Origin of the sequence: Kitasatospora sp. NPDC085879, from assembly GCF_040686255.1 — a bacterium.
In the GTDB taxonomy this organism is placed as follows: Bacteria; Actinomycetota; Actinomycetes; order Streptomycetales; family Streptomycetaceae; genus Kitasatospora.
In genome coordinates this window covers 119,432-145,987 of sequence record NZ_JBFBJZ010000004.1, presented here as the reverse complement: position 1 = coordinate 145,987, position 26,556 = coordinate 119,432, and the positions used below count along the sequence as shown (strand labels likewise).

26 protein-coding genes, 1 tRNA gene and 2 pseudogenes are annotated in these 26,556 nt (G+C 69.5%); 21 read left to right on the top strand and 8 right to left on the bottom strand.

Annotation, left to right across the window (positions count from 1 at the left end):
* Positions 1-5 precede the first annotated feature (5 nt).
* Both AB0P35_RS05220 and AB0P35_RS05215 read right to left on the bottom strand, forming a co-directional pair.
* On the bottom strand, positions 6-566 hold the full coding sequence (locus AB0P35_RS05220; RefSeq protein WP_363506702.1) for a methylated-DNA--[protein]-cysteine S-methyltransferase: 561 nt from the start codon (positions 564-566) through the stop codon (positions 6-8).
* A gap of 10 nt (positions 567-576) precedes the next feature.
* Positions 577-969 (bottom strand): nuclear transport factor 2 family protein, encoded by a 393-nt coding sequence (locus AB0P35_RS05215; RefSeq protein ID WP_363506699.1) that lies wholly within the window; start codon positions 967-969, stop codon positions 577-579.
* A 101-nt stretch (positions 970-1,070) separates the two neighbouring features.
* Here AB0P35_RS05215 and AB0P35_RS05210 point away from each other — a divergent pair, with 101 nt between their 5' ends.
* Entirely contained in the window at positions 1,071-1,652 is a 582-nt protein-coding gene (locus AB0P35_RS05210) for a TetR/AcrR family transcriptional regulator (protein ID WP_363506696.1), read from the top strand.
* Positions 1,653-1,678: 26 nt separating this feature from the next.
* On the opposite strand, the gene AB0P35_RS05205 is transcribed toward AB0P35_RS05210, so the two are convergent.
* Positions 1,679-1,912, bottom strand: a complete 234-nt coding sequence (locus AB0P35_RS05205; RefSeq protein ID WP_363506693.1) for a hypothetical protein — start codon at positions 1,910-1,912, stop codon at positions 1,679-1,681.
* Between the two features lie 494 nt (positions 1,913-2,406).
* Here AB0P35_RS05205 and AB0P35_RS05200 point away from each other — a divergent pair, with 494 nt between their 5' ends.
* From AB0P35_RS05200 to AB0P35_RS05180, 5 genes and pseudogenes are all read left to right on the top strand, one after another.
* Positions 2,407-3,234 carry a hypothetical protein gene (locus AB0P35_RS05200; protein ID WP_363506690.1) on the top strand — a complete coding sequence of 276 codons (828 nt, stop codon included), beginning with the start codon at positions 2,407-2,409 and terminating at the stop codon, positions 3,232-3,234.
* Between the two features lie 377 nt (positions 3,235-3,611).
* Positions 3,612-4,874: a hypothetical protein gene (locus tag AB0P35_RS05195; protein WP_363506687.1), complete on the top strand. Its 1,263-nt coding sequence runs from the start codon at positions 3,612-3,614 to the stop codon at positions 4,872-4,874.
* Positions 4,875-4,995: 121 nt separating this feature from the next.
* Positions 4,996-5,109, top strand: a pseudogene (locus AB0P35_RS05190) (RNA polymerase subunit sigma); the annotation flags it as partial.
* Positions 5,109-5,492, top strand: a pseudogene (locus AB0P35_RS05185) (CU044_5270 family protein); the annotation flags it as partial. The pseudogenes AB0P35_RS05190 and AB0P35_RS05185, both read left to right, overlap by 1 nt.
* Positions 5,493-5,557: 65 nt before the next feature.
* On the top strand, positions 5,558-5,953 hold the full coding sequence (locus AB0P35_RS05180; RefSeq protein WP_363506684.1) for a hypothetical protein: 396 nt from the start codon (positions 5,558-5,560) through the stop codon (positions 5,951-5,953).
* Positions 5,954-6,250: 297 nt separating this feature from the next.
* On the opposite strand, the gene AB0P35_RS05175 is transcribed toward AB0P35_RS05180, so the two are convergent.
* Positions 6,251-6,547, bottom strand: coding sequence for a DUF3303 family protein (locus AB0P35_RS05175; RefSeq protein WP_095874230.1), 297 nt, complete (start codon positions 6,545-6,547; stop codon positions 6,251-6,253).
* Between the two features lie 618 nt (positions 6,548-7,165).
* Between AB0P35_RS05175 and AB0P35_RS05170 the strand changes: the two genes are divergently transcribed.
* Positions 7,166-8,818 (top strand): serine/threonine-protein kinase, encoded by a 1,653-nt coding sequence (locus AB0P35_RS05170; protein ID WP_363506681.1) that lies wholly within the window; start codon positions 7,166-7,168, stop codon positions 8,816-8,818.
* A 661-nt stretch (positions 8,819-9,479) separates the two neighbouring features.
* The gene (locus AB0P35_RS05165) at positions 9,480-9,959 is read left to right on the top strand and encodes a hypothetical protein (protein WP_363506678.1); all 480 of its coding nucleotides are present in this window, start codon (positions 9,480-9,482) and stop codon (positions 9,957-9,959) included.
* Positions 9,960-10,244: 285 nt separating this feature from the next.
* Here the strand turns inward: AB0P35_RS05165 and AB0P35_RS05160 are convergent.
* Positions 10,245-10,315, bottom strand: a tRNA-OTHER gene (locus tag AB0P35_RS05160).
* A gap of 1,186 nt (positions 10,316-11,501) precedes the next feature.
* Here AB0P35_RS05160 and AB0P35_RS05155 point away from each other — a divergent pair.
* The 3 genes from AB0P35_RS05155 to AB0P35_RS05145 all read left to right on the top strand — a co-directional run bounded on the left by AB0P35_RS05155 (position 11,502) and on the right by AB0P35_RS05145 (position 14,712).
* Entirely contained in the window at positions 11,502-11,711 is a 210-nt protein-coding gene (locus AB0P35_RS05155) for a helix-turn-helix domain-containing protein (protein WP_363506675.1), read from the top strand.
* Positions 11,712-12,525: 814 nt separating this feature from the next.
* Positions 12,526-13,980 carry a hypothetical protein gene (locus AB0P35_RS05150; RefSeq protein ID WP_363506672.1) on the top strand — a complete coding sequence of 485 codons (1,455 nt, stop codon included), beginning with the start codon at positions 12,526-12,528 and terminating at the stop codon, positions 13,978-13,980.
* A 393-nt stretch (positions 13,981-14,373) separates the two neighbouring features.
* Positions 14,374-14,712, top strand: coding sequence for a hypothetical protein (locus AB0P35_RS05145; protein WP_363506669.1), 339 nt, complete (start codon positions 14,374-14,376; stop codon positions 14,710-14,712).
* Positions 14,713-14,988: 276 nt separating this feature from the next.
* Here AB0P35_RS05145 and AB0P35_RS05140 read toward each other — a convergent pair whose 3' ends face one another.
* From AB0P35_RS05140 to AB0P35_RS05130, 3 genes are all read right to left on the bottom strand, one after another.
* Entirely contained in the window at positions 14,989-16,149 is a 1,161-nt protein-coding gene (locus tag AB0P35_RS05140; protein WP_363506666.1) for a serine protease, read from the bottom strand.
* Between the two features lie 132 nt (positions 16,150-16,281).
* On the bottom strand, positions 16,282-16,968 hold the full coding sequence (locus AB0P35_RS05135) for an HAD-IA family hydrolase (RefSeq protein ID WP_363506663.1): 687 nt from the start codon (positions 16,966-16,968) through the stop codon (positions 16,282-16,284).
* Positions 16,965-17,813, bottom strand: coding sequence for a GntR family transcriptional regulator (locus AB0P35_RS05130; RefSeq protein WP_363506660.1), 849 nt, complete (start codon positions 17,811-17,813; stop codon positions 16,965-16,967). The genes AB0P35_RS05135 and AB0P35_RS05130 overlap by 4 nt, the downstream gene beginning before the upstream one ends.
* A gap of 395 nt (positions 17,814-18,208) precedes the next feature.
* Between AB0P35_RS05130 and AB0P35_RS05125 the strand changes: the two genes are divergently transcribed.
* From AB0P35_RS05125 to AB0P35_RS05080, 10 genes are all read left to right on the top strand, one after another.
* Positions 18,209-18,493, top strand: coding sequence for a hypothetical protein (locus AB0P35_RS05125; RefSeq protein ID WP_363506657.1), 285 nt, complete (start codon positions 18,209-18,211; stop codon positions 18,491-18,493).
* A gap of 67 nt (positions 18,494-18,560) precedes the next feature.
* A complete protein-coding gene (locus AB0P35_RS05120; protein WP_363506912.1) occupies positions 18,561-19,520 on the top strand; it encodes a DUF2637 domain-containing protein in 960 nt (319 codons plus the stop codon).
* Positions 19,521-19,531: 11 nt separating this feature from the next.
* Positions 19,532-19,813, top strand: a complete 282-nt coding sequence (locus tag AB0P35_RS05115) for a SpdD protein (protein WP_363506654.1) — start codon at positions 19,532-19,534, stop codon at positions 19,811-19,813.
* A gap of 85 nt (positions 19,814-19,898) precedes the next feature.
* Positions 19,899-20,084 (top strand): hypothetical protein, encoded by a 186-nt coding sequence (locus tag AB0P35_RS05110; protein ID WP_363506651.1) that lies wholly within the window; start codon positions 19,899-19,901, stop codon positions 20,082-20,084.
* A 12-nt stretch (positions 20,085-20,096) separates the two neighbouring features.
* Positions 20,097-20,312, top strand: coding sequence for a hypothetical protein (locus AB0P35_RS05105; RefSeq protein ID WP_363506648.1), 216 nt, complete (start codon positions 20,097-20,099; stop codon positions 20,310-20,312).
* A 213-nt stretch (positions 20,313-20,525) separates the two neighbouring features.
* Entirely contained in the window at positions 20,526-22,637 is a 2,112-nt protein-coding gene (locus tag AB0P35_RS05100; RefSeq protein ID WP_363506909.1) for an FtsK/SpoIIIE domain-containing protein, read from the top strand.
* A gap of 183 nt (positions 22,638-22,820) precedes the next feature.
* A complete protein-coding gene (locus tag AB0P35_RS05095) occupies positions 22,821-23,015 on the top strand; it encodes a hypothetical protein (RefSeq protein ID WP_363506646.1) in 195 nt (64 codons plus the stop codon).
* Between the two features lie 35 nt (positions 23,016-23,050).
* Entirely contained in the window at positions 23,051-23,899 is an 849-nt protein-coding gene (locus AB0P35_RS05090) for a phosphoadenosine phosphosulfate reductase (protein WP_363506643.1), read from the top strand.
* A gap of 234 nt (positions 23,900-24,133) precedes the next feature.
* Positions 24,134-24,988, top strand: a complete 855-nt coding sequence (locus tag AB0P35_RS05085; RefSeq protein ID WP_363506640.1) for a bifunctional DNA primase/polymerase — start codon at positions 24,134-24,136, stop codon at positions 24,986-24,988.
* A 2-nt stretch (positions 24,989-24,990) separates the two neighbouring features.
* Positions 24,991-26,466 (top strand): ATP-binding protein, encoded by a 1,476-nt coding sequence (locus AB0P35_RS05080; protein ID WP_363506637.1) that lies wholly within the window; start codon positions 24,991-24,993, stop codon positions 26,464-26,466.
* Positions 26,467-26,556: the final 90 nt, after the last annotated feature.

The following is a 26,556-nucleotide window of genomic DNA, read 5'->3' as shown; positions in this document are numbered from 1 at the left end:
GTCGGTCAGCCGACCGGTCCGTCCCAGTCCAGCGTCGGTGGCAGCACGCCCTCCAGGGTCAGCAGCCAGCGCTTGGTCTCCAGGCCCTGCGGCCCGCCGCCGAAGCCGCCCAGGCCGTCCGCGGCCACCACCCGGTGGCACGGCACCAAGAGCGCGAGGGGGTTGGCGCCCATCATCTGGCCGACCGTGCGGGCCGCCAGACCCGGCTCGGCGACGTCCTCGAAGACCCCGCTGCGGGCGGCCAGTTCGCCGTAGGTGACGGTCCGCCCGTACCCGACGTCGGTCAGCAGCCGCTCCAGCACGACGCGGTGCGGCCCGGTGGCGAACCGCCAGTCGATCGGCAGTTCCAGGGCGCGCCGCCGGCCGGCGAAGTACTCGCCCAGCCGCCCGGTCACCGCGTCGACCACCCGGCGCTCGGTGCACTCCGGGGCGCCGGCTCCGGGCCCGGGCCCGGCCGCCGGGTCCCCCGCGTACCAGGCGGCCGCCACGCCGGTCGGCGTGACCGCCAGGCGCATCGGCCCGGTCGGCAGCGGTGTCGGCACGGTGACCCAGGACAGCGGCTCCATACCCGCGAACCTACCCGGCGGCGCCGGCCCGCAGGGCGGCCGTGTCGAAAACGACGGTGGACTCCGCCACCAGGCCGTCCCGCAGTTCCATCCGGTCGACGCCCTCCCACCGCAGCGGACGGCCGTCCACCGTGGCCGCGGCCCGCCAGGCGATGAACGACGTCCCGCCGGAGGCGGCGTCCGCGACCACCTCCAGCCGCAGGTCGGGGAAGCGCGCCAGCGCCCCGGCGACCTGCTCCGCCCAGGCGGCGAGGCCGCGGATCGGCTCGGGCCGCCCCGGCCAGCGCAGCACGATGTCCGACGCGGCCAGCCCGCCGAGCCGCGCCTGCTCCGGCGCGGCCCAGAAGGCCGCCCAGCGTGCCACGAACTCCCGATGCCCGTTCTCCCGATGCCCCTTCGACACGGTCCACCCTCATTTCCATACTCGGAGTACGTACTTGGAGTATGGAACTTACGTACCGCTAGTATGCGTGTCAATACCGAGGCGGGGAGACGGCGGACGACATGCGGCGCAGCCAGGCGGACCGGTCCGGGGCGACGACCCGGCAGATCGTCGCCGCCGCCACCGAGCACTTCGGCACCACGGGGTACGCGGCCACCTCGATCGACCACATCGCGCGCACCGCGGGCCTCACCAAGGGCGCCGTCTACCACCACTTCGACGGCAAGCCCGCGCTGCTGCGCGCCGTCTTCGCGCACGCCGAGGAACAGCGCGCCCGGCAGCTCGCCGAGGCGGCGGCCGGCCTCGAACCCTGGGCCGCCGTCCGGGCCGGCTGCCACGCCTTCCTGCGCGGCTGCCTCGACCCGGCCGCCCGACGCATCCTGCTGCTCGACGGGCCCGCCGTCCTCGGCTGGGAGGAGGTCCGGGCCGTCGAGGCCGAGCACTCCACGGCCCTGCTGCGGCACGGCCTCGCCAAGGCGGCGCCCGGCCGCGACCCGGAGATCCGCACCCACCTGCTGCTCGGCGCGCTCTGTGAGGCGGGCATGCTGCTGGCCAGGGCGGCCGATCCGACCGTCGCCCTGGCCTCCGTCGGCACCGAGATCGACGTCCTGCTCGACGCACTCGCGGCCGGCGCCCCGCGCTGAGGCAGCTCAGCGCGCAGGGCGTCGACTCACAGGTGTTCGGCCAGGTACTGCGACAGGTGCCGGCACCAACCGGTGAGCTCCTCGCGCGACGGCTCCCTGCCCTTGCAGAGCTCGCCGACCTGGGCATCACTGAGCCGGCTCGCGCCGGACGCCTCCAGCATCCCCGCCATCTCGCCGAGCATCGTCGACAGCCGCTTGGCGTCGTCGTGGCTGAGCATCACCAGCGCATCGGTGTGGCCGATCGTGACTGAACCGGGCATCGCGGCCTCCCGCGGGTCCGACGCCTGCCACCAGGCGTCTGCGGCCCCCCGTCCACCGTACGACCGCCACCCCGCCCCGGCGCGCCCGCGGAACGCTCGCGGAGCGCCGGAAAGCCGGGGGACCCGCCCACCGGCAGGCCCGGCTCGCACCCCACGACCGACGGCAGGCCGGTCGCGGCCCGTCCGCCCACCGGCGCCGGCCCCGATCCCTCGCCCACCGACTCGCCCTCCGCCTCCGCCCCACCGGCGGCGACCTGCACAGACGCGCGCGAAGCACCTGCTGACGACGGGTCGGAAATCCGTTTGAGCGCCCGCGAAGCGTCTGACATGCTGACGGCCGGCCGTCCGCGGGAGGGCCACCCAGGGGGGTGACGGGGGGCACTGGCACCCCGCAGACACGGGGTGGCACCGCGGCGGCACGCCGCCGGCGGACCGCCGGACCGGGCAGGCCCGCCGGGCAGCCCGCACACCCTTGCGCACGACGAGGTTCCTTCATGACGCACGCACCGCAGCAGTCCCGGATCGAGCAGCCGTCGCCGGCGCCCGCACAGCGGACCCGGCACCGCGGCGGCCGTTCCCGGCTGCTGTGCGCCGCCCTGGTCACCGCCGCGGTGGCCATCGGCGGCACGGCCTGCTCCGGCTCCGGCGAGGGGGCGGGCAAGGGCTCGGCCTCGGCGCAGGCCGAGGTCTTCGGCCCGAAGGGCTACCGGGGCCTCGGGCCCGGCACGGCCAAGGACGCGGCCCTGGGCGGCGGCGCCCTGCAGGGCGAGCCGATGTCCGCCCTGGCCGGTTGTGCCCTCTTCGCGTACAAGGACGGCCCGGCTCCCGACCCCGCCGTGCTCGCCGCCGAGAAGGCGGCCACCACGAAGTCCAAGGAGACCGCCGACAAGGCGGACAAGGCCAAGGCAGAGGCGGACGCGCAGCGGCCCGGCGCCGGCGCCTCGGCCAGGGAGTACGCCGAGGACGCCACGCGCTCGGCCGAGGTCGCGAAGCTGCTCGCCGAGTCCACCACCGCCATCGCCGACGAGACGAAGCTCATCGCCGCCCGCGAGAAGGCCTTCGAGGCCTCCGGCGGCGCCAAGTTCGGCACCACCGGCCGGCTCAAGCAGCTGATCGCCCCGCCCAAGGCCCGCACCGCCGAGGGCGTCGGCGCCGGCACCACCGAGGCCGACCTGAAGAAGGCCTACCCCGCCCTCCAGGCCATCGAGGGCGGCTACACCATGCCGGCCGGGGGCGCCTCGGGCTGGGAGATGGTCTTCGCGACGGACGCCGGCAAGGTCACCGCGATGTCGCTGTTCAACACCGCGGTGAAGTGCACCTGACCGCGCTGCACCGGTCGGCCGTCGACCCCGGGTCGGCGGCCGACGTGCCGGTCCATCGCACGGCCCTCCGCACCGGCAGGCCGTTGACCTGCACATAAGCCGATGCGCCGGTCGGGACGGACGCAGCTGCGTTGTGGCGGTGGTGGTCGGGTAGTGGGCGGAATCGGTGCGGGAACGGGCTGTCGGAGAACCTGCCACTAGCCTGCGGCGCCATGAACTCGACACCAGGCAGACGGCTGGACGAGCCCACCAGGTCCAGCCCACCGACGAACAGGGATTCCCGGTTCACGAACCCCGAACGGAACCGTCCTCCCGGTCCGGGCTCCGGAGTCACCGGACCCCGGCGCAAGAGCCCCACGAGCCCGGACCCCGAGCGCGTGGACCCCGATCGCCTGAGCCCCGGCGCCGGCATCCTCAAGCCCAGGGACGCGACGACAGGGACCTCCGAGACCACGGGCAGCCGGGGAGCCGGCCCCGACTCCGACGGGGCACCCACCGGCCCCTCCGCGAGGCCCAGCGGCTACCTGTCCGCGCTGATCGCCTACGGCATGCTGAAGCTGATCGGTTTCGCGGTGCTCATGGAGCTCCTGGCCGCCTCCGGCCGGTACCGCACCAAGGACTCCCGCTTCGGCGGTGGCACCCACGTCTGGGACGTCGTCGGCTCCTGGGACGGCTGGTGGCACCAGCAGATCGCGGCCCACGGCTACCAGTTCCACCTGCTCCCACCGGCCGGCCAGTGGGGCTCCGCCGCCTTCCTCCCGCTCTATCCCGGTCTGATCCGGCTGGTGTCCCTCACCGGCCCGGGCACCTACGGCGCCGGGATGCTGCTCTCCGTGGCCTTCTCGTTCGCCGCCGCCGCCGGTGTCTTCGCGGTCACCGCACGGCTGCGCGGCAACCGGGCGGGTGTGATCGCGGCCGGCCTCTGGGCGGTGTTCCCCGGCTCCGGTCTAGAGTGGGCCGTCTTCGGCGAGTCCCTGTTCGTCGCGCTGGCCGCCTGGACCTGCTACGCGCTGATGACCCGGCGCTGGTTCACGGCCGGAGCACTGGCCCTCCTCGCCGGTCTCAGCCACCCCGCTGCCGCCGCGCTGATCGCGGTCGTCGGCCTGTCCGCCCTGGGCGCGCTTGTCCGCCGCCAGAAGATCGCCGGTCCGCTGGTCGCTCTCCTGATCGCGCCGCTCGGCCTGCTCGGCCACCTCCTCCGGGTCGGCGACCGGACGGGCGAGTTGTTCGGCTACGCCGAGGCGAAGCAGGACGCATGGCTGGGCCACTTCGGCCACAACACCCGGCACGCCGTCGCCGATCTACTGCTCGGCCGCGGCACGTCCTCCCACCCCACAGCAGATCTGCTCGGCCTGCTGACGCTTCTCGCCGCCCCCTGCCTGCTACTGCTGTTGCTCCGGCTGCGTCCGCCGCTGGTGCTCACCCTCTACGCTGCGCTGGTCCTGATCCTGGGCCTCGGCACCGGTCGACTCTTCGAGCACGCCCCCGGCTACCTGCTGGTGGCCTTCCCCCTGGTCATTCCGATCGCCACGGCATTGCGCCGCCTCGCACTGCCCTCGCTGACCGTCGTGCTGGCCGTCGCGGCGGCCGCCTCCGGCTGGTACGCAGGCTTCGTCCTGTTCGAGTTCGGCGCGGCGTAGCCTCCGCCGCGCACGGTTTCCGTCCGGCCAACGGGGGTTGGCCGGGCCCTTCCGCTCCCGCCGGGGCCGGCTGTGATGCGCGTCACGGGAACCCGCCCGTGATGCCGGACAGCCGACAGAGGTGACCACAGACATGCGAACCCGGGTGCGGGCCGGGGATCCCGGTGCCTTCGCGGAGCTCTTCGACAGCTACGCCCGCACCGTCTACAACCATGCGTTCCGCCTGACCGGGGAACCCGGGGCAAGGGCCGCACCCCCGACCAGGAGGCGTTCACCACGATCGGTGACCTGCTGCGCGAAAGCTACCCGCCGGCCGCGCTCACGGTCGCGCTCTACAAGGCCGCAGCGAAGATCCCCGGGGTGGTCAAGGTGGACGACGCGGTCGACGCCGCCGGCCGGCACGGGGTCGCGGTCGCCCGCCTGGACGAGACCTCCGGCCAGCGCACCGAATGGATCTTCGACGACAAGACCCTCGACTTCCTCGGCGAGCGCACCGTCCAGGTCGAGGGAACCTCCGGTGAGGGCCTGATCAAGCCCGGCACGGTGGTGTTCACCCATGCCGTCATGACCCGCGCGATCGTCGACCGGATCAAGCAGACCCCCGCCCAGGCCGGATGACCGGCCGGCCCGCAGAGCAGGCAGTCCCCCTCCACCCGCAGACCGATCCGGAGAAGACCGTGAAGATGACCCGTCCCGCCCTCCTCGCAGCGGCAGCACTGGCCACCGCAGGGCTGGTCTCCGCGCCGGCGCCCGCCCTGGCGGCCGACCGGGCGGCCCCGGGGGTGAGCACCTGCACCGACGAATTCTTCGGGGGCACGTTCTACTGCGGCGGCGAGTACGAGAACGGCAAGCCGCTCTTCGAGTTCGGCAACGGCACCCGGGAGATCTTCGTCATCGGGACCGACCGCGCCGCCTGGACCCGCTGGACCAACCCCGGTGGCGGGCTGAGCCGTTGGACCACGCTGGACGGCTACTCGACGACCCGCCCCACGCTCGTCCGCCAGGGCCGGGACGACGTCGGCATGCACTGGCAGCGCGACCGCAACGCCGCCGGCCGCTGGAGCGCCTGGCACCACTGACCGGCTCCCCACCGGAGCGCCGGAAGCGCAGCTCCGTCCGGCACGTGAGCGGGATGCCCTGGCCGGCCGTCCGTACCGCTCGAACAGCCAGGAAGGCCGGCTCCCGAGGATCACCCTCGTGAGCCGGCCCTTCCGGTGTGCATGGAGCTGGGCCCCCTGCCGGGTTCGGATCGACGGCCCCGCTTCACAGGGATTGGCGTGGGGCACCTCGCCCGCCCTGGGGACGATGACCGATGCACTGGTTGCGGCAACCGCCTCCGGACGGCAGGACGTGATCACCCTGCGTGGGCGGTGGATTCACGCACCTCGCCGCTCCATCGCCGCAAGACCGAGCTTCATCCCCTCCTCGGCGGTGACCGCCGGATACGTATTGATCTGGAAGACGTCGCCCCAAGTCAGGCCGATGTCCATGAGCGGGGAAAAGTTCTCGGCCTCGAACACCGCCACGAGCGCGGGATTCTCGGCCGCGGTCCAGTACTCACCCAGCACCGTGAGACCGTCCGGGTACTGCCACTGGGCGCGGCGGGCCAGCGCACCGTCGCGTTGCTCCGGGGTGAGCCCGGGCTGCCAGCTGAGGGTCATGACGTAGAGCACGATGACTCCCCGGAGAATGGGGACAAACCGTTCGAAGTGGCTTCTCCCGACGCCTTCACGCTATGGGTGGGCCACTCGTGCCGCACTTCGACCGAACGCTCGGGCGAGGTCGCCCACCCGGCGGTGGAATCTCAACGACCAAGTCAAGCCGCCGGCATGCTTCTTGCCCTGGGGGGACCTGTCGCAGGATTGCCGAACCGAGCGGCATCTCGCACGCCGCTGCCGCCCGCACAACTGTCCGACAAGCGCGTTTCCTTGATCCCGGTCCGGAAGGAAGAGCCATGTCGAGCCGGCCCTTCCGGCGTTCTTGGCGCTGAGCCCCCTGTCGGGTTCGAACCGACCTGCAGGTCAGCGCCATGCGCCTGGTTTCGCGATCCACCCCTGGATGTCTCCCGCTGCGCCATCCGCTCACGCAGCTCCACGCCTAAGGAAGTCCGAACGACCACGAACGTCGCCAGGGATGGCGCGCAGCATGGACGGCCCCACTCGAAGGAGCCGGCATCACCGGCACCGGACGTCCGGCGGCCCGTTCTGCGGCAACCTCAGTTTCTCCTCCGAACGACCCCACAACCGCTACCTTCTGCACGGGAACAAGTTTTCGGCCGATGGAGTGAGAGCATGCAGCCGCTGGAGCCGGACGATCCGCAGGACCTGGGCGACTACCGACTGCTGGGGCGGCTCGGCGCCGGCGGCATGGGCCGGGTCTACCTGGGGCGGACTCCCGGCGGCCGCACGGTGGCAGTGAAGGCGGTCCGGCCGGACCTGGCCCGGGACGCCGAGTTCCGGGAGCGGTTCCGCCAGGAGGTCGCCGCCGCCCGCCGGGTCGGCGGAGCGTGGACCGCCCCCGTTCTGGACACCGACACCGAGGGCCCCCAGCCCTGGGTCGCCACCGGCTTCGTGGCCGGCCCCTCGCTGGCCGCCGCCGTGAACGAGCACGGCGCACTGCCCGAACCCACCACCCGGCTGCTCGGCGTCGGCCTCGCCGAGGCGCTCGCCCACGTCCACGCCCTGGGCTTGGTCCACCGCGACGTCAAACCGTCCAACGTGCTGCTCACCCTGGACGGCCCCCGGCTGATCGACTTCGGCATCGCCCGCGCCCTGGACGCCTCCACCGGCTTCACCCGAACCGGGCACGTGGTCGGCTCGCCCGGCTTCATGTCCCCCGAGCAGGCCCAGGGGCAACCCGCCGGACCGGCCAGCGACATGTTCTCGCTCGGCGCGGTGCTCGCCCTCGCCGCCAGCGGCCGCCCGCCCTTCGGAGACGGCGTCAGCGGCGCTGTCCTTCTCTACCGGGTGCTGCACGAACAGCCCGACCTGTCCACGCTCGACTATCCGTTGCGCGCCGCCATCCTCGCCTGCATGGCCAAGAACCCCGAGGCCAGGCCCACCCCGCAGCAGCTGCGCGAACGCCTCGACCCCGACGCCAGCGCCGCCGGCCGACTCGGCAGCAGCAGTTGGCTGCCCGCCGACCTCGCCGCCTCCGTCGGGCGTACCGCCGTCCGCCTGCTCGACCTGGAGACCGACGGCCCGGCCCCCGTACCGACGCCCCCCGCCCCGCTCTCCGGCCACCGGACCCACGACACCGTCACCACCCCGCCCCCGCCGCCGGGGTTCGGGCCGCCGGCCCCGGGCGCCTACGGCCCCGCCGAACCACTGCCCTACGGCCCACCGGCCCCGCCACCGGCGCCCAGGCGGCGCGGTCGGCCGATCGCGGGGATCACGGTCGGCACGCTGTTGGTGGCGGCCGCGGTCGGCTACGGCATCACCCGACTGGACCGGTCCGGCGGCACCTCGGGCGCCAAGGCCACCTCCTCGGCCGGAGCCGCCCCACCGGGCTCGGCCACTCCGGGCAGCGACAAGGCGACCGACCGCGCGTCGGACCCGCCCGCGTCGAAGTCGCCGTCCGGAGACCCGGAGGCGAACGGCGACCGGGCCGCCTTCATCGGCATCTGGGGAGCGCAGGTGGGCCGCACGGACGCGGTCACCGTGACAGTCCACAACACCCGGGTCAACGACCCGAACGCCGCCGAGGGCTATGTGATCACCGCAGGCGGCCACTGCGACGCGGCATGGACGCTGACCTCCGCGTCCACCACCAAGCTGCGCTTCACCTCGCGGCTGATCGAGTCCAAGGGCGTGAAATGCAGCGCCGCCGGACAGCGGGAGCTGGAGCTCCTTCCGGACGGCACCCTGCGGTACACGATGATCGACGGCGGTACCACCGTCGACTCGCTGGTACTGACGAAGGCGCCCCCTGGAATATCAGGGTGAACACCACGACAGCGTGGACGGCGTGCAGCTACAGGTGGCCGCGGCCGTCGCCGAGGCGGTGACCGGAGCGCCGAGCAGGACACCGCAACGACGAGTACTGATTGGACGAGTACTGACTGATGGTCAGGAACGCCGGGGCGGCGTGTGCTACAGATCGGAAACAGCGATCGTCCGGGCTGTGCGGGGGCACCCACGGCTGAGGCATATTCCTTCCAGGCCCACCGTTCCTCCACCACATCGCCACTCGACGTCCAGGAGTTCGCAGATGCACGAGCAGCCATCCGGGTTACCCGCACAGCCGCCGGACGGGAACGTCCCGCCCCCACCCTCGTTCCCACCCGCCTACGGTCCGCCTCCGCACGCATACGGGCCACCGCCGGTCGGGGGGAACCAGCCGGCACCGGCCCGACCCTCCCGCACCGGGCCGTGGATCGCGCTGGGGATCGTCGGCGCGATCGTCCTGGCCGGCGCGGCGTTCGCCGTGACGAGGTCGGGGGACACCACGCACCCCGGCACGGCCCCGGCGGGTGCTGCGGCGACTCCGGCCGGAGACGCGGCCCCACCGGCGGTGGGCGACGCAGGGGCGGGTTCGGGCAAGCAGGCGCCGGGCGCGGGGAACCAGACGATGGGTCGCCTCCACCTGCCCGACACCTTCCTCGGGATGAAGCGCGACGACAATGCCCCCGGGACCGCGGCGATGCGGCAGCGGGCCGAGGCCATAGCGCAGGACGACCCGCACAAGCACGTCATCGTGACCACGTACAAGAGCGGCCAGTTCGGGGAGAACCACATGGAGGTCTTCGCGGTCGAGAACGACGTCCCGTTCTCCGAGAAGGACCGCACCGAGGCGCTGACCGACATGAATGACGGCTCGGCGGACGTGCCGGGCATGAAGGTGACCCATGGCGAGGTCAAGGACGCGGACCCGGGACCGCTGGGCGGCGTCATGAAATGCAAGGTCACCTTCACGAAGATCGAATCGACGGACGCGTCCGGCAACCACCAGTTCAGCTCGACCATCTGTGCGTGGCTGGACGGAAACACCTACGTGACCGTCGTCGACGGCGACAGCACGACCGGGCTCGCCAAGGCCGCGGACCACGTCCGCCAGTTCCGCGCGCAAGCAGAGACCCGCCGGTAGCACGCCCGGCTCCGAGGGCAGGCGCGCCACCGGCCCACCGGTCAGTGCGGGCTGTGGCGTCCTTGACCCGCGCCACGGCGGCGCCCACAAGGTGGGCACGCCTCGGCGAGCCATACATTCAACCATCGACCCACGCCCTGGCAGCTTCAGCGCAGGCAACGAAGGAGGCTGTTGACCTGCACTCCCGTGCAGGCCAACAGCCTCCAAGATCCGTGAGCTCTTCTTTTCCGGCCGCTGGGTCACACCGGACCAGTGTCCGACATGCCGCGGAATTATGTCTGTTTTTGGAGCCCCCTGTCGGGTTCGAACCGACGACCCCCGCTTTACAAGGATTGACATGGGGACCCTGGTCTGGCCTGGGCGTTTCCTCCCCCGGGACTTCGCCTGGCTTTGACCTTTTGATGCCCCCGATTGACCGTCACGTACCGTCCGATCTGGCACGGCTGTGGCACGCGGTCGGTCCTGCGGCCCGAGTCACGAGCCTACGGAGTCCATGCCCTGGCGGGTCACACTCGTGATCATGAAGCTCCCCGGCTTCAGGCGATGCGCCGTGATCAGCTCTTGGGCCTCCAGGGAGCCGATGATGCGAGCCACATCCTCCTCGGACTTGCCCGTCGCTCGGGCTACGTCCCCAATGTTCGGGTAGTAGCCCCTTCCCTCCCTGTGAAAGAAGTCAACCACTACTCGCAAGACCTGAAGCTCATCCGTTGGCCGCTGACCACTCATGCTTTCAACGTAGGCCACCGTCATGAGCTCTGCACGCAGAGACCGAGCTCATCGGGTTGAGCTCTCGGCGGCCGCCCCGAGCGGCCGTTATCTGCGGCTTCAAGGCATCCACTGGCACTGCTGAACGGCGCCCAGTCCGCTCGGATTGGCGCACTGGACCGGGGCTTGCTGCCCTGGCACAGGTCGGCCTGAGCGGGATGGTTCCCTCCTCGATCGGGCAGCTTCGCCGCACCCGGGTTCTCCAGGGGCCGCCAAGGCTCACGTCCGTGACGCTTGCGCTTGGCCTTGGCGGCCCCTGGAGGTTCCGGGTACGCCCTTGGGTGTCCGGTCGGGGAGGGGGCCGTCCCGCGACCCACAACGTTCACCACGACGAGGCTGCACACCCGATCCTGCCGGCGCCCCCTCCGAGAGAGGGCCGGGGTATGGGGCGGAGCCCCATGGGTCTCACAGTGTGCTCGCTACAGCCGCGCGCCCGGCGGAGCCGGGCCGGAAGCGGGGCGAAGACAGGAGCGTCGGCCCGGCGGTGAGCCGGGGCGCGCGCGGCGAGCGGTAGCGAGCCGCCTTGAACCCGTAGAGAAGGTTTTTACTCACTCCCATCGACACCGGGTCTGCGGCTCGATTGCACAGTCCTCACCTGCTGGTTTCCCGCGTCTCGAATCGGCACTGATGTCTTCCATGATTCAAGGTGTCTCAGCCGAGACAAGTGGGTAGCATGGGAGCATGTCCACACGGCGAACCAAGCAGAGGCAAAGGGCAGTTGGTGCATCGTCAGTGACACCAAAGGCAGCCCCTAGCCCAGGGTCAGCCCAGGCATCGATGCCCGAGGATCGTCGGGCACAAGCCGTACGCAGTTTGGTCGAGCCCGGCCAACGTCGGCGTGTCCTGGCGGCCGAACTGGAGCAGGTAGAGGCCGAACTGCGCCCGATGGTGCTTGAAGCGGTCGCCGCCGGCGTGACCTACCGCAGGATCGCCGAACTCAGTGGCATCTCGCGTGCCACAGTCGCTCGCTGGAACAAGACCGAATAGGCCGTCCACGCCATGGGCCGGTTCGACCACACGGACCCGTCCACCCGTCGAGGGGAACAAGCCATGTCGAGTCGATCCGCCGCCATTCTCGAAGAATCCGTGTGCCGGGGCTGCCTGGGCACCCTCATCAGCCGGGACGATGGTTCCGTGACCGGGACCCCTGGAGCTTTCATCCCCTGCGACTGCGCAACACCCTGCACCAAGTGCAACGGAACCGGCCAGATCTACGGCCTGTGGGTCATCGACTCCGCCATGGAGTGGTACGAGGAAGGCTGGCGCCAGTGCTACGCCTGTGGCGGCGACGGCAACAAGCCGCAAGCAGCGAACCGCATGGCTACGGACTAACCCTCTACCCGGTGCTCGTGCCGTCCGATCACCCCCGTGAGCTGGCACGCGAATGGCACGGCCAATGCACCGATGCGTTCTACTCGCAAGACGACGAAGGGCCAGCTCCCCCGGGATCACCCCAGTGAGCTGGCCCTTTGGGCGTCTCGCGACGCTCCGAATCCGGAGCCCCCTGTCGGGTTCGAACCGACGACCCCCGCTTTACAAGCTCAACCTGGCGGCGCGACCAACAACGAAGCAAGCGCTCACAGCTGAGCGCCCGTCGCCCGAAGGGCCGGATGGTACGACGGGGTCCGCTGTCGTTGATGTCGGCTGGCGATGTCAGGACCCCCGCGAACATCACCTGCGGCCAGCCCAACCTCCAGCAAGCAAGGCCACGCATCCTCCGCTAGGGTCCGCGCCCTAGAGCGAGGCGAGGCTGGTGTCAAATGCCTAGAGATCCTTCCCCAGCTCCGCCACACTTGTACACATGCCTCCTAGCGAACCACTTCCGAAAGCACGCGGGTCACTTTACGAGGGGGAGTGCCTCTCGCTCCTTCACAAAGTTGAGAATCTTGCACTTAGGCTGATCAGGTTCGACTTTTCAAACTCAGCGGACATTTGGGCCTTCCAGCTCGAGCTCATGTCGGTACAGCGGTTGATCCAGCAGGAAATCACCGACGAGAAGGGAAGGGTTCGGCGAGAGAAAAAGAAGCCCGAAGCCTTGCAATCCCTACAACTCGTTCGCTGGCATGCGCGCAGGCTCGGCGACGCACTCGCATGGGCCCTGCTGGGCGCGGATCGGTCGATCATCTATCCACTGGGCGAGAATTCACCAGTTTCCATCTCCCAGGAAGATCATGGAAGTCGAGGCCTAGTTGCCGCATCGGAATATTTGGCCAGCCAGGGATGGGGGTTCCCGCTTCTTCATGATGTAACTGACTGCCTAAGGATTGGCGACGTCTCATTCATTCGCTTCGATGGCTCGCATCGCAAGGTGAGAACGGCGGAGGCTAAGACCAGATACCTCGGCGCCGCACCGGACCATTCTGATGGGTCCCAGCGCTACGACGTCTCGATTTCCTTTCTTGAGGCTGGAGTCGCAGGAAAGGAGCCCGATCTCCAGCTAAACGTAGAGGTGGATCGATCGTCACAGTCATCCCCTGAGCCTGCAACTCGCAGGGACGACAGGAGGATAGGACGGCAGACTGGGCGCATGCGAAACGCATTGATCAGGCAAAATGCAATGCCTAACACCCTTTACGAGGTGGACGGAAAAAAGTCCCTATCCGCCCACGCAGAATCACTCGCGCACTCGCAATGGCCAAAACTCAAGAAGGCCGTCAAGGAGGCACGCAAGTCCGGGTATGCAAGCGCTAGCATTGACGGGGCCTTCATGTATGCCTGCTACTACAACCCCGATGGCATCGCACCTGAGACCATGGACAAGAATGCCATGATTTCAGATGTTAAAAATTCAGGGATCCTCTCTGAGGGGCCCGGATCTCGCAACAGCCTCACCATTTCAAGCGTCCCTCTTGAGCCGCGGCGTGACACGCAGCAGTACCTGCCGTTCTACCTTTACAGCATCCCCGAGGAGGCAATCTCAGATATCCTGCATGGCCGACTGATGATCCTGATCCTGGCAAATGCCGGGGCTGTCGCCGCAGCCATTGAGCAGGATGGAATCGAGGTAGAAATCCCTCCGGGGAACGCGCCACTATACTCCATGAAATTCCATTCGCGATTTGACAGCGGGAGCGGCGGCTATCGAATCGAGCTCAGAGGGATGGGGATGCATGTCTGCGAATGCATCTATGAGTTCAGGAGCGTTGAGTATCTGAGAGACGTTGTGCGCGGAATCAAAAGATCAGTTGAATTGACCCTTCCGGAAATGATCGATTTGAACCGATCTAATGGCACAGGTGACAAGCCATCCCACTGATTGTGGTGGACCAGGGTTCACACGCGGGGTGTGCTCGGTCCTTCTGTACGCACTCCCAGCCTGCCCATACAGACCAGACGCTTGCTGGCCTGCCGGTCATAGCCAAGCAAGCTGCCGAACTAGCAGGACAGCAAGCATGGAACCTCTGCCATTCCGCCACTCGCAGATCTTGTACCCCCACCACAGGTTCGCGGCCCAGTCATGGACGACTTCCGGCGGTGCACTGAGGAGGCGAACAATCCGTATCGGCTCTCGGAGGAGTAGGGGGGACTGAGCTGCTTTCTTGAAGAGAAGCGGTGCAGTGCAGTATGGCTGGCAGGAGCCAGCCCCGCTCACTTCGTTGCGCTCCGGGGGGTGCGGATGCACCCTGGAAGTCGAGGAGAAGGGACGGACATGACCGATTCCTCCGAGTGGGGCCACTTCTACAGGCTGGCTGCGATGAAGGGACTCTTCCGGGAGGGTGCCGCGGGCAGGTCGGACGCGGAGTCCGCTTTCATCATCCCGGCCGACTACACCCCGCCAGACCCAACCGAGCTCCGCCGCATGTGTGCCAGCATCGTTCAAGAACTTAATCGAGAAATTAAGGCGCGAAAAGAGCACCAGCAGCGAAAAGAGCGCCGGCAACTTCGGGACTTGCTGGACAAGCACGAGGAGTGGGCCCTTGCAGAGCTGGAACGCCGCAGACAGGCTCACGGAACACAGGCCCCCCCAGGCGGAGCTGGTCAGCCGTAGGACGCCCGCTCGCCTGCAGCCCCCGAACCTGCCGCAAGGGACGGGATGGATTTACCCCACCGCAGGACCGTACAGCCGCGCCATGGACGAGTTCCGCCAACGCATCGAGGAGGCGAACAATCCGTACCGGATCTCGGAGGATGGGTGGGGCTGAGCCGACAGTGAGTGCCTGCTGAGGCCCCATGCGTCCTTAGTCAGCGACCTGAGATGTGTTTCGTACGTTTAATCGCGCACCGAGCCGGGCCCAGCCATCTCCTCGACCTGGACGAAGGTGTTCTAGCAACCTGGTTCATGAGGAATTTCTAGAGCATACTCCGGGAAAATTTCAGCAAGATCAGATGGCATTGAAATTGGCAAGTGATTAGCCGAGATAAGAATTTCCATAGCCGCCCGAAAGGCCAAGTGCGACAATGCAATGCTTTGCTCATCGCGCTCCGGGAAATCAAATCTAACACTTTGGCGATAAGGGGAGGTGACTACGGCGCCACTCGACCTCAAGAGTGACATTAAGGCGCTGGAAATTCTCTCTCGAAGAAGCTCGCTATCACAGCTTACGGCAATTGCAACACGTTTGCCCGAGTCGATGAGATCTATGCCGCCGCTTACTAGCTTTCCTGGGCCGCCCAGATGTGTGCTGGCATCATAGAAGCGCACGGCAGAGGACTCCCAGAACCCTCCCCATTCTTCCGCCTGGATGTCGGGGAGGAGGCAATGACTAGCCAAGCATTCGTAAATCGGCTCGACCCCAATTACTGCCATGTAGCCAGACTCGACCGATCCTTCATTTTCGGTCAATGATTTGGTTACCATTCCCAATACAAATCCGTACTCCGAGAAGGCCATCCCGCCACTGAAGCCTCCTCGTGCAGTTGCCGACAGAACGAAATGGACATACGGGGTGTCATATAGGTCGACTTGGGCATTTACCTCGGCTCGCGCGCCGACCAAAGGCGGTCTCTTGCTCATGGGGATGGGAGGATAACCCAGCACAATGGCTTCCGTTAGGACAAAATCGCTTTCACCTAGCCAGTCGTCTAGATGACTGCCAAGCATTACCACCGGGGTTCGGGGGTCAATTTCTTCGACCTGGAACACGGCGACATCAACGTTCTCATCCGCGTGGAAGTGGGGGCCGGACTTGAGCGACAACTTTCCATTGTCAACCCTGAAGGCCCTGCGGTATTCGCCTTTGACATGGAGATTTACGAGTGAGGGGGATTCCTCATCGCCATCCTCCATGGGGATATAGGTGGACTCGGTCATCCCAATTTCCAGGATCTTACTGCCCTCGACAACATGTCGAGCTGTCACAAAGATGCCCTCGCCGACATGAAACGCCGAACCCATCCCGCGATCACCATTGGGATTTTCAATTTCGACATAAGCTGCAGCAGGTCCATATTTTTCGAAGAATTCGCGAGCCTGCCCAGTGTCCACCTGCATCTCCCCTCAGTCCTGCGGATGCCACGCGCGATCTTAGCGCCACTCGAGAGCCTGAGGTGCATGAATCAGCACTTTTGGTGTCGTGCCGGGTGGGAGCCCGTCTGCGGCATTTAGGCGAGTGATCCCTCAGGACAACGTATCCGCGATGAGCTGCATTGAGTCGACGATGACGACTGCGCCGGCGGCCGCGAGCTTCGCGTCCTTGCCTGGTTTGTTGGCGAAGCCGATAGTGGCCACCCCCGCTGCCTCTCCCGCTTCAACGTCCCGAGCGGCGTCGCCGATGAAGATGCATTCCGCAGGCTTACTGCCGACGGCTTCCATCGCATCCAGGAGGAGCCTCGGACTTGGCTTCATGGATGACGGTTCACCAGGGGTTCTGCCGAAAACGCCGACCACGTAGCTTCTCAGCCCGTGGTCCGAGAGGTACCTCTCGATGGCGGCACCCGCATTGTTGCTGACCACAGAGACCATGCGTCCGGACAGTGCACATGCGCGTAGGACTGCCTCGCCGCCCGTATTCGGTTGCCCGGCCTGCACCGCTTCTGTCTCCAGCCCGGCCAGTACTTGATCGGCCAGTCCGACAAGATCCGGCTCGGCCGCTGCGATGAGTCGAAGCAGCGCCAAAGGATCCGTCTCGGCGTCCGTTCCGACAGCCAGATGCTCGCTGTTGGTAAGCACCTGTGACCGGAGCCGATGCGCAACTTCTGGAGCAGGCAGCCCGGCGAAGACGGAGCACATCGGGCCGTCGAAGTCGAGAAGGACATGCTTGACTGGCCGAAGCACTCTGGCGAGGGAGGAACGGGTGGTGGTCACGGCTGACGCTCGTAGGCGATGGCGGACCACACGCTGTCGAACCAGGCCTGAGCCTGCTGTACGTACTGCGAGCCGAGCGAGGCGTCGTCCGGCCCTGCGGCATGGTGGAACAGGGTGGTGTCCTTGCCGGTGACATCGTAAAACGTGTGGTCGTTGCCGTTGATAGCCACGGTTCGCTCCCTAAGCGGGTAGAACCCAAAAAACGCCTCACTCCGGTTCAGGATGTACAGCTTGAACAGGCTGGACGCCCGATGGACCCTCACCTGAACGGTGGCTGACTGGACGAGGCCAAGTTCGGCCAGCACCTCGACGGAGTGGGCGATACCGCCAGCGTTGGTCAGAGCGATAGTGCGCGCCCGATCGCGCAGCGCGGGTTCGTCCTTGAGCCCGTCCACCAAGACAGGGACGGCCATCGGCTCGTCGGTGTCTGGGAGGAGGAGTCGCACGGTGATGGACTCCGGGGCGAGTCGCCCCGAGCGCACCTTGTCGAGCGGTTCCTGTAGGGCATTGTGAAGGGTCTCGCTGGAGAAGCCGGCGAAGTCCAGCGTCACCTGCTTCTGCTCGAAGGCGGCTTCGATGTGCGGGCGGAGACCGACCGGTCGTGACGTGCGCTCGCGCACGAAGGACCCGCTGCCCTGGCGGGTCACGATCAGCCCCTCGGTCCTGAGCAGGTCTAGGGCTTTGTCGATCGTGCCGCGTGCCACGCCGAAGCGCTTGGCGAGCTCAGGGCCGGACGGAAGCTTGTCGCCCGTTTCGAAGCCAGGCTTCTTTGTGAGGATCGAGGCCCGCAAAGAACTGCTGACCTGCTGATACGGCGGGCGGGAGTCATCCGGGTCGAGGCTCATGCATCCATGCTAGGGCAGATGCCCAACACACGCGAGAAACCCAACTCTCTTGACCTGCCTAGGCAGGTTCTCTATGTTGAGAGTGTCGCAGCCGAGAGATGCGGGGCGGCAAAAGAGGGGCCTACTTCGGGCTGCTCTGACCTGTGCAAATGCGCCCGGAGGGGTGGGGTGACAGCCCCCTGAAGGAAGCGTGCGGTGCTTGAGAACTCCACAGCGTGCCTGATCAACGAACGAGTGACTTTGGTGACCGGCCCCCCCGTCTGCGGGCGGGCCGGGACCCATGGCTACTCGTGCGTGACGAGTGGTCCGGGCCCGCGAGCGGGGCCGCCGCGCGTTCCTTGGCCGGAGCGCGGCAGCCCCTGGGGCCTATCGACTCGGTTGGAAGAGGTAGACCCGTGAAGTCGATTGTTGCAGGCCAGCGCGCCGTGAACTTCGAGGAGTTCGCGGAGCTGGCGCTGGGCGTGGACGAGGAGCTGTTCGCCGGTGTGCCCGGCGAGACCGTCCTCGACCGCGCCGCCCGGATGGACGTGGCGATGGCGGTGCTGACGGACCTGCGCCGGGAGGACCGGGAGTTGGCCGCCTACGCCGAGCGCCTGATGGCCGCCGCGCCGCTGCCGCTCACCGGCGTCCGCCGGGCCGCGGCCCGCCGCCGTGCGGCGGTCCTGGGGGTGGCCGCGTGAGCGCCCCAGTGAGGGCGCTCACGGCGCGCTCACCGCGGCGGGGCGGGTGGTCGCGGTGAGGGAGTCGATCAACGCTGAGCAGGTCCGTTCTGCGGAGCGGGCGCTGAGCGTGGGGACGTGGACGATCACGTTCGGCGCGGTGCTCTACAGCGTGCTCACGGTGACCCCGTTGATGGCCGGTCACACCCCGCCCGGGTGGCGGTGGACCGCGCCGATCCTGCCGCTGGTGGTGGATGCGGCGGTGGTGATCGTGGTCCGGATGGACAGCACCCTGGCCCGCCTCGGCGGCGAGGGCGGACGCTGGCCGGCGGTGCTGCGGTGGATGACCGGTCTCATGACGGTCCTGCTCAACGTGGCTCTGTCCGCGCTGGAGCGGGACGCGGTCGGGGTGGCCGTACATGCGGTGGCCCCGCTGCTGCTGATCGTCACCGCGGAGACCTCCCTCGCCTACCGGCGGGCAATCGCCGCCGCCCTCACCGCCCGCGACGCCGCCCAGCGTGCTGAGCGTGCGGAGCGGGAACGCCTGGCGGAGGAGCAGCGTCGGCAGGAGCGCGAGGAGCACCTCGCGCAGTTCGAGGCGGCCGAGCGGCGCGAGCGTGAGCGCCGTGAGCACGACGCCCAACTACTCCGCGAGCAGCGCGAGCATGAGGCCCGACTCGCCCGTGAGGAGCGCGAGGAGGCCGCCCGGCGGGAGGCCGCCGAGCGGGCCGAACGCGAGTGCCGTGAGCGCGAGATGAGCGAGCGTGAGCACCGCGCTCACGCCGAACGTCTCGCCCAGGTGGAGCGTGAGCGCGAGGCCGCCGAGCGGGCCCGCACGGAGCTGCTGTCCGGAGGCCCGGCCGTCGAGCGCCTTCCGGAGGAGCGGGCCCGGGAGATCGCCAAGGCCGCCTGCGCGTCTGGCCTGCCGCAGCGCACCGCGGCGGAGCTGACCGGCTGGTCGGCCGGCTGGATCGCCGCCCGCTACCAGGAAGCCCGCGACACCCGCACCCTGCACGCCGTCCCGGACGCTGCTGCCGCAGCAAACTGATCGGAGGCCCTGTGAACGAGCATCTTCCCGCCGCCGACCTGGAACGGCTCGCCGTCCTGGTCGCTGAGATCAACGCCCACCGCCACCCGACCCCGCCGCCGCCGCAGGGCGCCCCGCCCGCGGCCCGGCCGGTCGGGCAGTACGTGGCCGCCGGTGCCGGCGCCGCCGCGGTGCTGATCCCGGTGCTGCTGGCCACCACCGCGGCCCTGGTCGCCGCCGGCATGGCCGCCCTCTCCCTGGCGGTCACGGTCCTGGTCATCCGCTGGATCATCCGCGACATGCACCGCGGCTGACGGCTGCCCGCCCTCACCCGGAATGCCGGGAGGGGGTGGGGAGCCGGGACAGCCCCGGCCCTCACACACCAAGGAGATCGAACACATGTTCGGCAAGCGCACCGCGAAGGCCCTCGACACCACCGCCGACAAGGCGAACCAGATCGGCCGAAAGCTCGGCAGCGAGACCGGCAGCCGGATCGCCGACGGCCTCATGAACGCCACCCTCGGCGGCCTGCGCGCCGCCACCGGCCAGCCCTGCACCCGCACCGACTGCACCAACTGCGACTGAGGAGACACACCCATGTCGTTCTTCGAACTCGACCACGAGAAGTTCGGCGCCGACAACGTCGCCGACGCCGCCCGCCTGTTCCGGCTGTGCGCGAAGGCCAACCGGCTGGAACAGCGAGGCAAGTCCACCACCCGCGTCGAGGCCCAGATGGACCGCATCCAGGAGGACTCCCGGGTGCGCGCCGAGGCCCGGCAGGCCGAACGCGACGCCAACCGCCGCAGGAAGTAGCAACGCCCCGGGGCGGCCGCCAAGCCGCCAAGCATCAGCCGGCCGCCCCGGGCCCCCTGACCCGCAGTAGCAGACAGGAGAAGTCCCATCATGACCGACAGCTCCGCCACCGGCCCCGTCCTCGGGACCGTCCACGACCTCGACTCCCACCGCGCCGCCCGGCCGCAGGTCCACCTGCTCAAGCCCGACACCGACCAGCCGATAGACCCCACCATGCCGACCACGGAGCAGGCGGCCCCGGTGGTGCCGCGGGTGCCGGTATGGGTGCGCGGGGGCTGCGCGGTGCGCGTGCTCGCCACGCACGAGCGCACCCGCAGCACGGGCCGGTTCGTGGTCCGGCACGGCTCCTACGTCCTCGCCGGTGGCGGGATCGCCGCGCGGCGGGCGTGGGACGGCCGGACGCTGGCCCGCTACGAGCGGATGATGCGCGCCGCCGAGGCCGCCGGCCAGCCCGAGCAGGTGCTGGAGTGGGAGACCCGCGCCGCCGCGTTCCGCGCTGCCCGGCACAAGCGCCGCATGGACCTCATCACCTCCCCCGTGGACGTGGCCAAGGGGGCCGCGGTCGGGGTCGCCACCGCGGAGGGCGCCCTGCTCGCCCTCGGTGTGGTGCTGGCGATCGCGGAGAAGGACATCTCCCAGATCGTGGTGCCGACCATGACCGTGATCGAGCTGATCCGGTGGGTCGTGGTGTTCATCGGCATCATCTGGGGCCCGCTGACCGTCGCCGGGCCGTGGCTGTTCCTGGCCTCGTTGTGGGCGATCGGCCGGCACCGGCAGGCCGCCCCCGCGTGGGCGATGCCCGCCGGGAAGACCAGCACCGACGGTGCCCCCATCACCCCGTCCGTGGTGGTCACCGCGCTGCGGGACCTCGGCGTCGCCCCGCTCCGCAACGCCATCAAGGAGATGGGCGACGCCGGGGCCGGGATGCTCGGCCCGATCCGGATCGCCGGCTGCGGTGTCGAAGTCGACGTCACCCTCCCCTCCGGTGTCTCCACCGACGAAGTGCAAAAGCGCCGCCGGAAGCTGGCGGAGAACCTGTCGAGGCACGAGCACGAGGTGTTCGTGACGATCCCGCAGGCCGCCCGCACCGTGCGGCTGTGGATCGCCGACTCCGGTGCGCTGGACGAGCCGATCGGCCCGTCCCCGCTGGTCACCGACCCCGACGTCAAGGCCGACCTGTACGACGGCCGGGCCCCGTGGGGGCAGGACCTGCGCGGCGACGCCGCGCTGTTGAGCCTGCTGCAGCGGCACCTGCTCATCACCGGCCTGTCCAACCAGGGCAAGACCGCCAGCCTGCGCGCCCTGGCCCTGTGGCTGGCCCTCGACACGTCGGTGGAGTTCCGGATCGCCGACCTCAAGGGCGTCGGCGACTGGCGGATGTTCGACGGCCTGGCCACCGTCCTCATCCAGGGGCCGACCGATGACCACGTCATCGAGGCCACCCACATGCTCGAAGCGGGCGTACGGGAGATGGAGCGACGGATCGCGCTGCTCGAGCAGTCCGGCGCGACCGACGGCGTCACCCGCGACATGGCCCGCACCGACCCGCGCTTTAGGCCGATCGTGCTGCTGGTCGACGAGGCGCAGGTGGCGTTCATGTGCCCGGCGGTCGGCGAGGACAAGCGCCCGTACGGCGGGACGAAGGCCACCAGCCGCTACTTCATGGCCGCCCGCAAGCTCCACAACCAGGGACGGGCCGTCAACGTCGTGCTGTGGCAGGGCACCCAGGACCCCACCGACCAGAACCTCCCCAAGCTCGTACGGGAGGGCGCGCACATCCGCGCCTCGCTCGTGCTCGGCACCGAGGAGCAGGCCCGGATGGCCCTCGGGGACAAGGCCGTCAACGGCGGCGCCGCCCCGCACAAGCTCCGCCAAGGCCTCGACAAGGGCACCGTCGTCGTCGCGGGCGACGGCGTGAAGCTCGCCCCCGGCCAGTCGTCCATCACCATCCGCACGCACTTCATCTCCGGCGAGCAGGCCGCCGAGGTCGCCGACCGCGCCAAGGCCCGCCGCACCGGCGTCACCACCCTCACCGCCATCGAACGGCCCGAGCAGGAGGTCGACACGCTCGCGGACGTCGCCGCCGTGATCGGCGACGCCCCGCGGATGCGCACCCAGGAAGTCCTGGCCGCGCTCGCCGCCCGCAACCCCGGCGAGTACCGGGAGTGGACCTTCGCCGACCTCAAGGCCCTCCTCGAGGCCGCCGGCGCCGCCCCGTACAAGTCCGACGGACAGATGGTCGTCGCCCGCGCCCGGGTCGAGCAGGCCATCACCAAGCGGGACGAACAGGCCGCCGCCGAGAGTGCCGACGGCGGTCTCGCGTAGAGGGAACCGGCAGGGAGACAGGGAGATCTCCCTCACCCCCTCCCTGACCCCTCCCACCTGCCCTGATCAGCAAAGACTCCCTGACAGGGAGGCAGGGACCCACCGATACGAGGTGCCCCGAAGCGCCCGCAAACGGGCTCGCCGGAGTGCCCCCTGCCTCCCTCCCAGACACCCGGAGGAACCGTGTTCACCGCCAACACCGAAGTCCTGATCACGTCCTGCGAGGACGACCCCCGCGCCGTCGGCCGCACCGGCCGGATCGTCGACGAGGTCCCGCCCGGCCCGCTCACCGGCGGCCGCTGGACCGTCGACCGGATCGGCTGGCTGATCGGCCCCGTCCTGTGCCACACCCACGAGCTCACCCCCACCGGCCACTAACCGCCCTCTCGCCCCGACTGCCAGAGAGGACACCCGTGCTCCCCGTCCCAAGCACCATCGCCCCGCCCACGAACGCGCTCCGCTCGTTCTCCTTCGGCGGCGGCGTCCAGTCGATGGCTGCCCTGGTCCTCGCTGCTCGCGGCGACCTGGACTATCGCACCTTCCTGTTCGCGCACGTCGGCGAGGACTCCGAGAACCCCGCCACCCTCACCTACCTGGACCGGTACGCGAAGCCGTTCGCGCAGGCCCACGGGATCGAGCTGACCACGCTGCACCGGGTGATGGTCCGCTCCAAGGAAACCCGCACCCTCTACAGCGAGATCACCCGCGAGGGCTCGAAGGCGTTGAAGATCCCGGTCCGATTCAAGAACGGGGCGCCGGGCAAGCGGGCCTGCACGCACGATTACAAGATCCAGTCCATCGCCCGGGAGCTGAAGCGCCGCGGCGCCACCGAACAGGCGCCGGCCAGGGTCGGTATCGGCATCAGCCTGGACGAGATCCACCGCGCGAACGAGCGCAAGGCGGAGAAGCACGAGCGGATCGACTACCCGCTGCTGCGACTCGGGCTGCGCAGGATCGACTGCGCGCGGGTGATCCGCGAGGCCGGGCTGCCGGTCCCGCCGAAGAGCAGCTGCTGGTTCTGCCCGTTCAAGCGCCCGGAGACCTGGCACGAGATGCGTCGCACGGAGCCAGAGCTGTTCGAGCGGGCCTGCCAGCTGGAGGACTACCTCAACGTCCGGCAGGCCGGGCTCGGCAAGAACGCCGTCTACCTCACCCAGTTCGGCCGGCCTCTGCGCCAGGCCATCCCCGACGGCGTCGACCCGCTCTTCGACCTCGACGACGACGCGGACGGGCTCTGCGACTCCGGCCACTGCATGACCTAGGCGTCGCCGTGCCCGAGTCATTTCTCGACTGGCGCGACGCCCGGCATTACGACCGTACCGGCGACCGCCCGTGCCGCTGGTGCGGCCGTCCCACCCCACTGCGGAACGAGCAGCGCAGGCCCTCGCACAAGGTCTGCGCCGAGAACGCAATGAACGACGACGGCGGCCCCCTCCCGGCCAGGACCGGGGCCGCCGCCCATCCAGCACTGTCATAGAGAACTGGAGACCTCCAGCATGACCCAACTGACCGACGTTCGGGGAGAGCACCTGACCACGGCTATCTCCCTGGCGCCGCACGGCGTGCCCGTGCTGCCGTTGCGCGCCGGGAAGGTGCCGTTCGGCAACTGCCGGCACTGCGCGAACAACGCGTGCGGCGGCCGGCCGAACATGAAGACCCCCGGCCCCTGCACCTGCCCGGCCCCGTGCCACGGCTGGGCCGCCGCCAGCACCGACCCCCAGGTCATCAACTCGCCCGCGTGGGCGCGGGCGTGGCGCGAGGCGGCAGCGGTGGCCTACCACCCCGGCGGCGCCGGCCTGACCGTCGTCGACCTCGACAACGCGGACGCCATCACCTGGGCCCGCAAGGCTCTGCCGGCCACCCGAACCGTCGCCACCACCCGCGGCGAGCACTGGCTCTACCGGGGCGCCATGCCCTCAGCCAACAAGGTGCGGCCCGACGTGGACATCAAGTCGCTGATGTCCTACGCGCGGTGGCTCGGCCCCGGCACCGGCACCCTCACCGCCCTCCCGGACACCGTCCGCGCCCTCGTGGTGCGGGAGCCCGCCCCGGCCCGGCCGACGCCCGTCACGGTGCCCGCCCCGGCCGGGAGCGGAAGGTGCCCGCACCGCACGCCGACCTACCTGGAGCGCGGCATCGCCATGGCCGAGCAGCGCATCACCGATGCGTCGACCGGCGTGCACGCGACCGTGTTCGGCGCGTTCCTCGCGGTGCTGTCCACGCACGGCCGGTGCGGCTGCCTGACCGAAGCGCACACCGCCCGGCTGTTCGCCGCCGCGCAGGCCAAGGGCGAATCGCCCAGGCACTGCACCGACGCGTGGGCCAACGCCCTGACCCGGTTGGGGATGTGACCGTGGCCGACGAGGAGAAGACCCCGGCCCGCGAGGTCATCGCCGACTACGCGCAGGCGCACTTCCGGTACTTCCGGACCGCCGACGGGACCGTGTACGCGCAGCGCAACGGCCACCCGGTGGCCCGGCCGATCCGCTCCCAGGGCACCACGGGCAGCCACCGGCAGGAGCTCATGGTCAACCTGTACCGGGACGGCGTCGGGGTGTTCAACGGCACCACGTTGAAGGAGGCGCTGGACCTGATCGAGGCCCTCGCACTCGCGGAGGAGGTGCGGCCGGTTCACATCCGGGTGGCGCCCGGGTTCGACGGGGCGACGTGGCTGGACCTGGGCCGGGCCGACGGCCTGTCGGTGCGCATCCACCCCACCGGCTGGGACCTCGCGGTCCCGGACCCGCGGGAGGTGTGCTGGCGGCGCACCCAGCTCACCGGCGAACTGCCGGTGCCCGAGAAGGACACCTACGGCAAGGGCATCGACCTGCTGTTTAGGCTGTGCAACTTCGCCAACGCCAGCTCCGAGTGCCTGGCCATGGCGTGGCTGATCGGCTGCCTCGGCCCGTCCGTGCCGGTCCCGGCCCCGTTCCTCACCGGCCCGCAAGGCGCGGGCAAGTCCACCGCCGGCCGGATGCTCATGCGGATCATCGAGGGCATGAGTGGCGACCTGCGCCGGGCACCGAAGGACGAGGAGAACCTGCTCGCCGCCGTGGCGGCTGGGTGGATCACTGCCCTGGACAACCTCTCCCACATGACCCCGGACATGTCGGATGCGATGTGCTGCATCGTGACCGGGGCCGAAAACGTCAAGCGTGCCCTGTTCACCGACGGCGACGTCTTCCGCGTGGGCTACCGCCGCCCGATGCTGCTGACCGGTATCGACGTCGGCGTCATCCGGCCCGACCTCGCCGAGCGGCTCCTGCCGCTGCGGCTGGAGCGGCCCGCCGTCCGCCGCACCGAGGCGGAGCTGTGGGCGGAGTACGCCGAGGTGCTGCCCGTCGTCCTCGGCTCGCTGCTCGACCTCACCGTCAAAGTCCGGGCGGTGGAGGCGGAAACCCCGACCGACCTGCGGATGGCGGACTTCGCCCACCTGTGCGCGCAGCTCGACACGGCGACCGGCCTCGGGGCGCTCGCCGCGTACCGGGCCAGCCTGGACGACCTGAACGACGACGTGATCGAGGGCGACCTCCTCGCGCAGACCGTCCTGCAGCACGCCGACACCATCACCCCGGGCACAGCACAACGCATGACCTCGACCGAGTGGCTGGCGTGCCTCGGCCGCGTCTACGCCGGGGACGACCTGCGGGCCCTGCCCAAGGGCTGGCCCACCACCGGCAAGGTGCTCTCCGACCGGCTCAAGCGCCTCCAGCCCACGTTGGCGGCCCGCCAGGTGCTCATCGAAGCGGGCCGGACGAAAGAGGGCCGCTACCTCGAAATGACCCGCCCGGCCCCCGCGCCGCCGCCCGAGCAGCCGCCGCTGCACTGACCGGGCCGCCGCCCGAACAGCAAGAAGAGCACCAGCGGCCGAGCGGGGTGCTCCTCTTGCTGTTCGGCGGCGGCACCGCCCCAGAGCGCG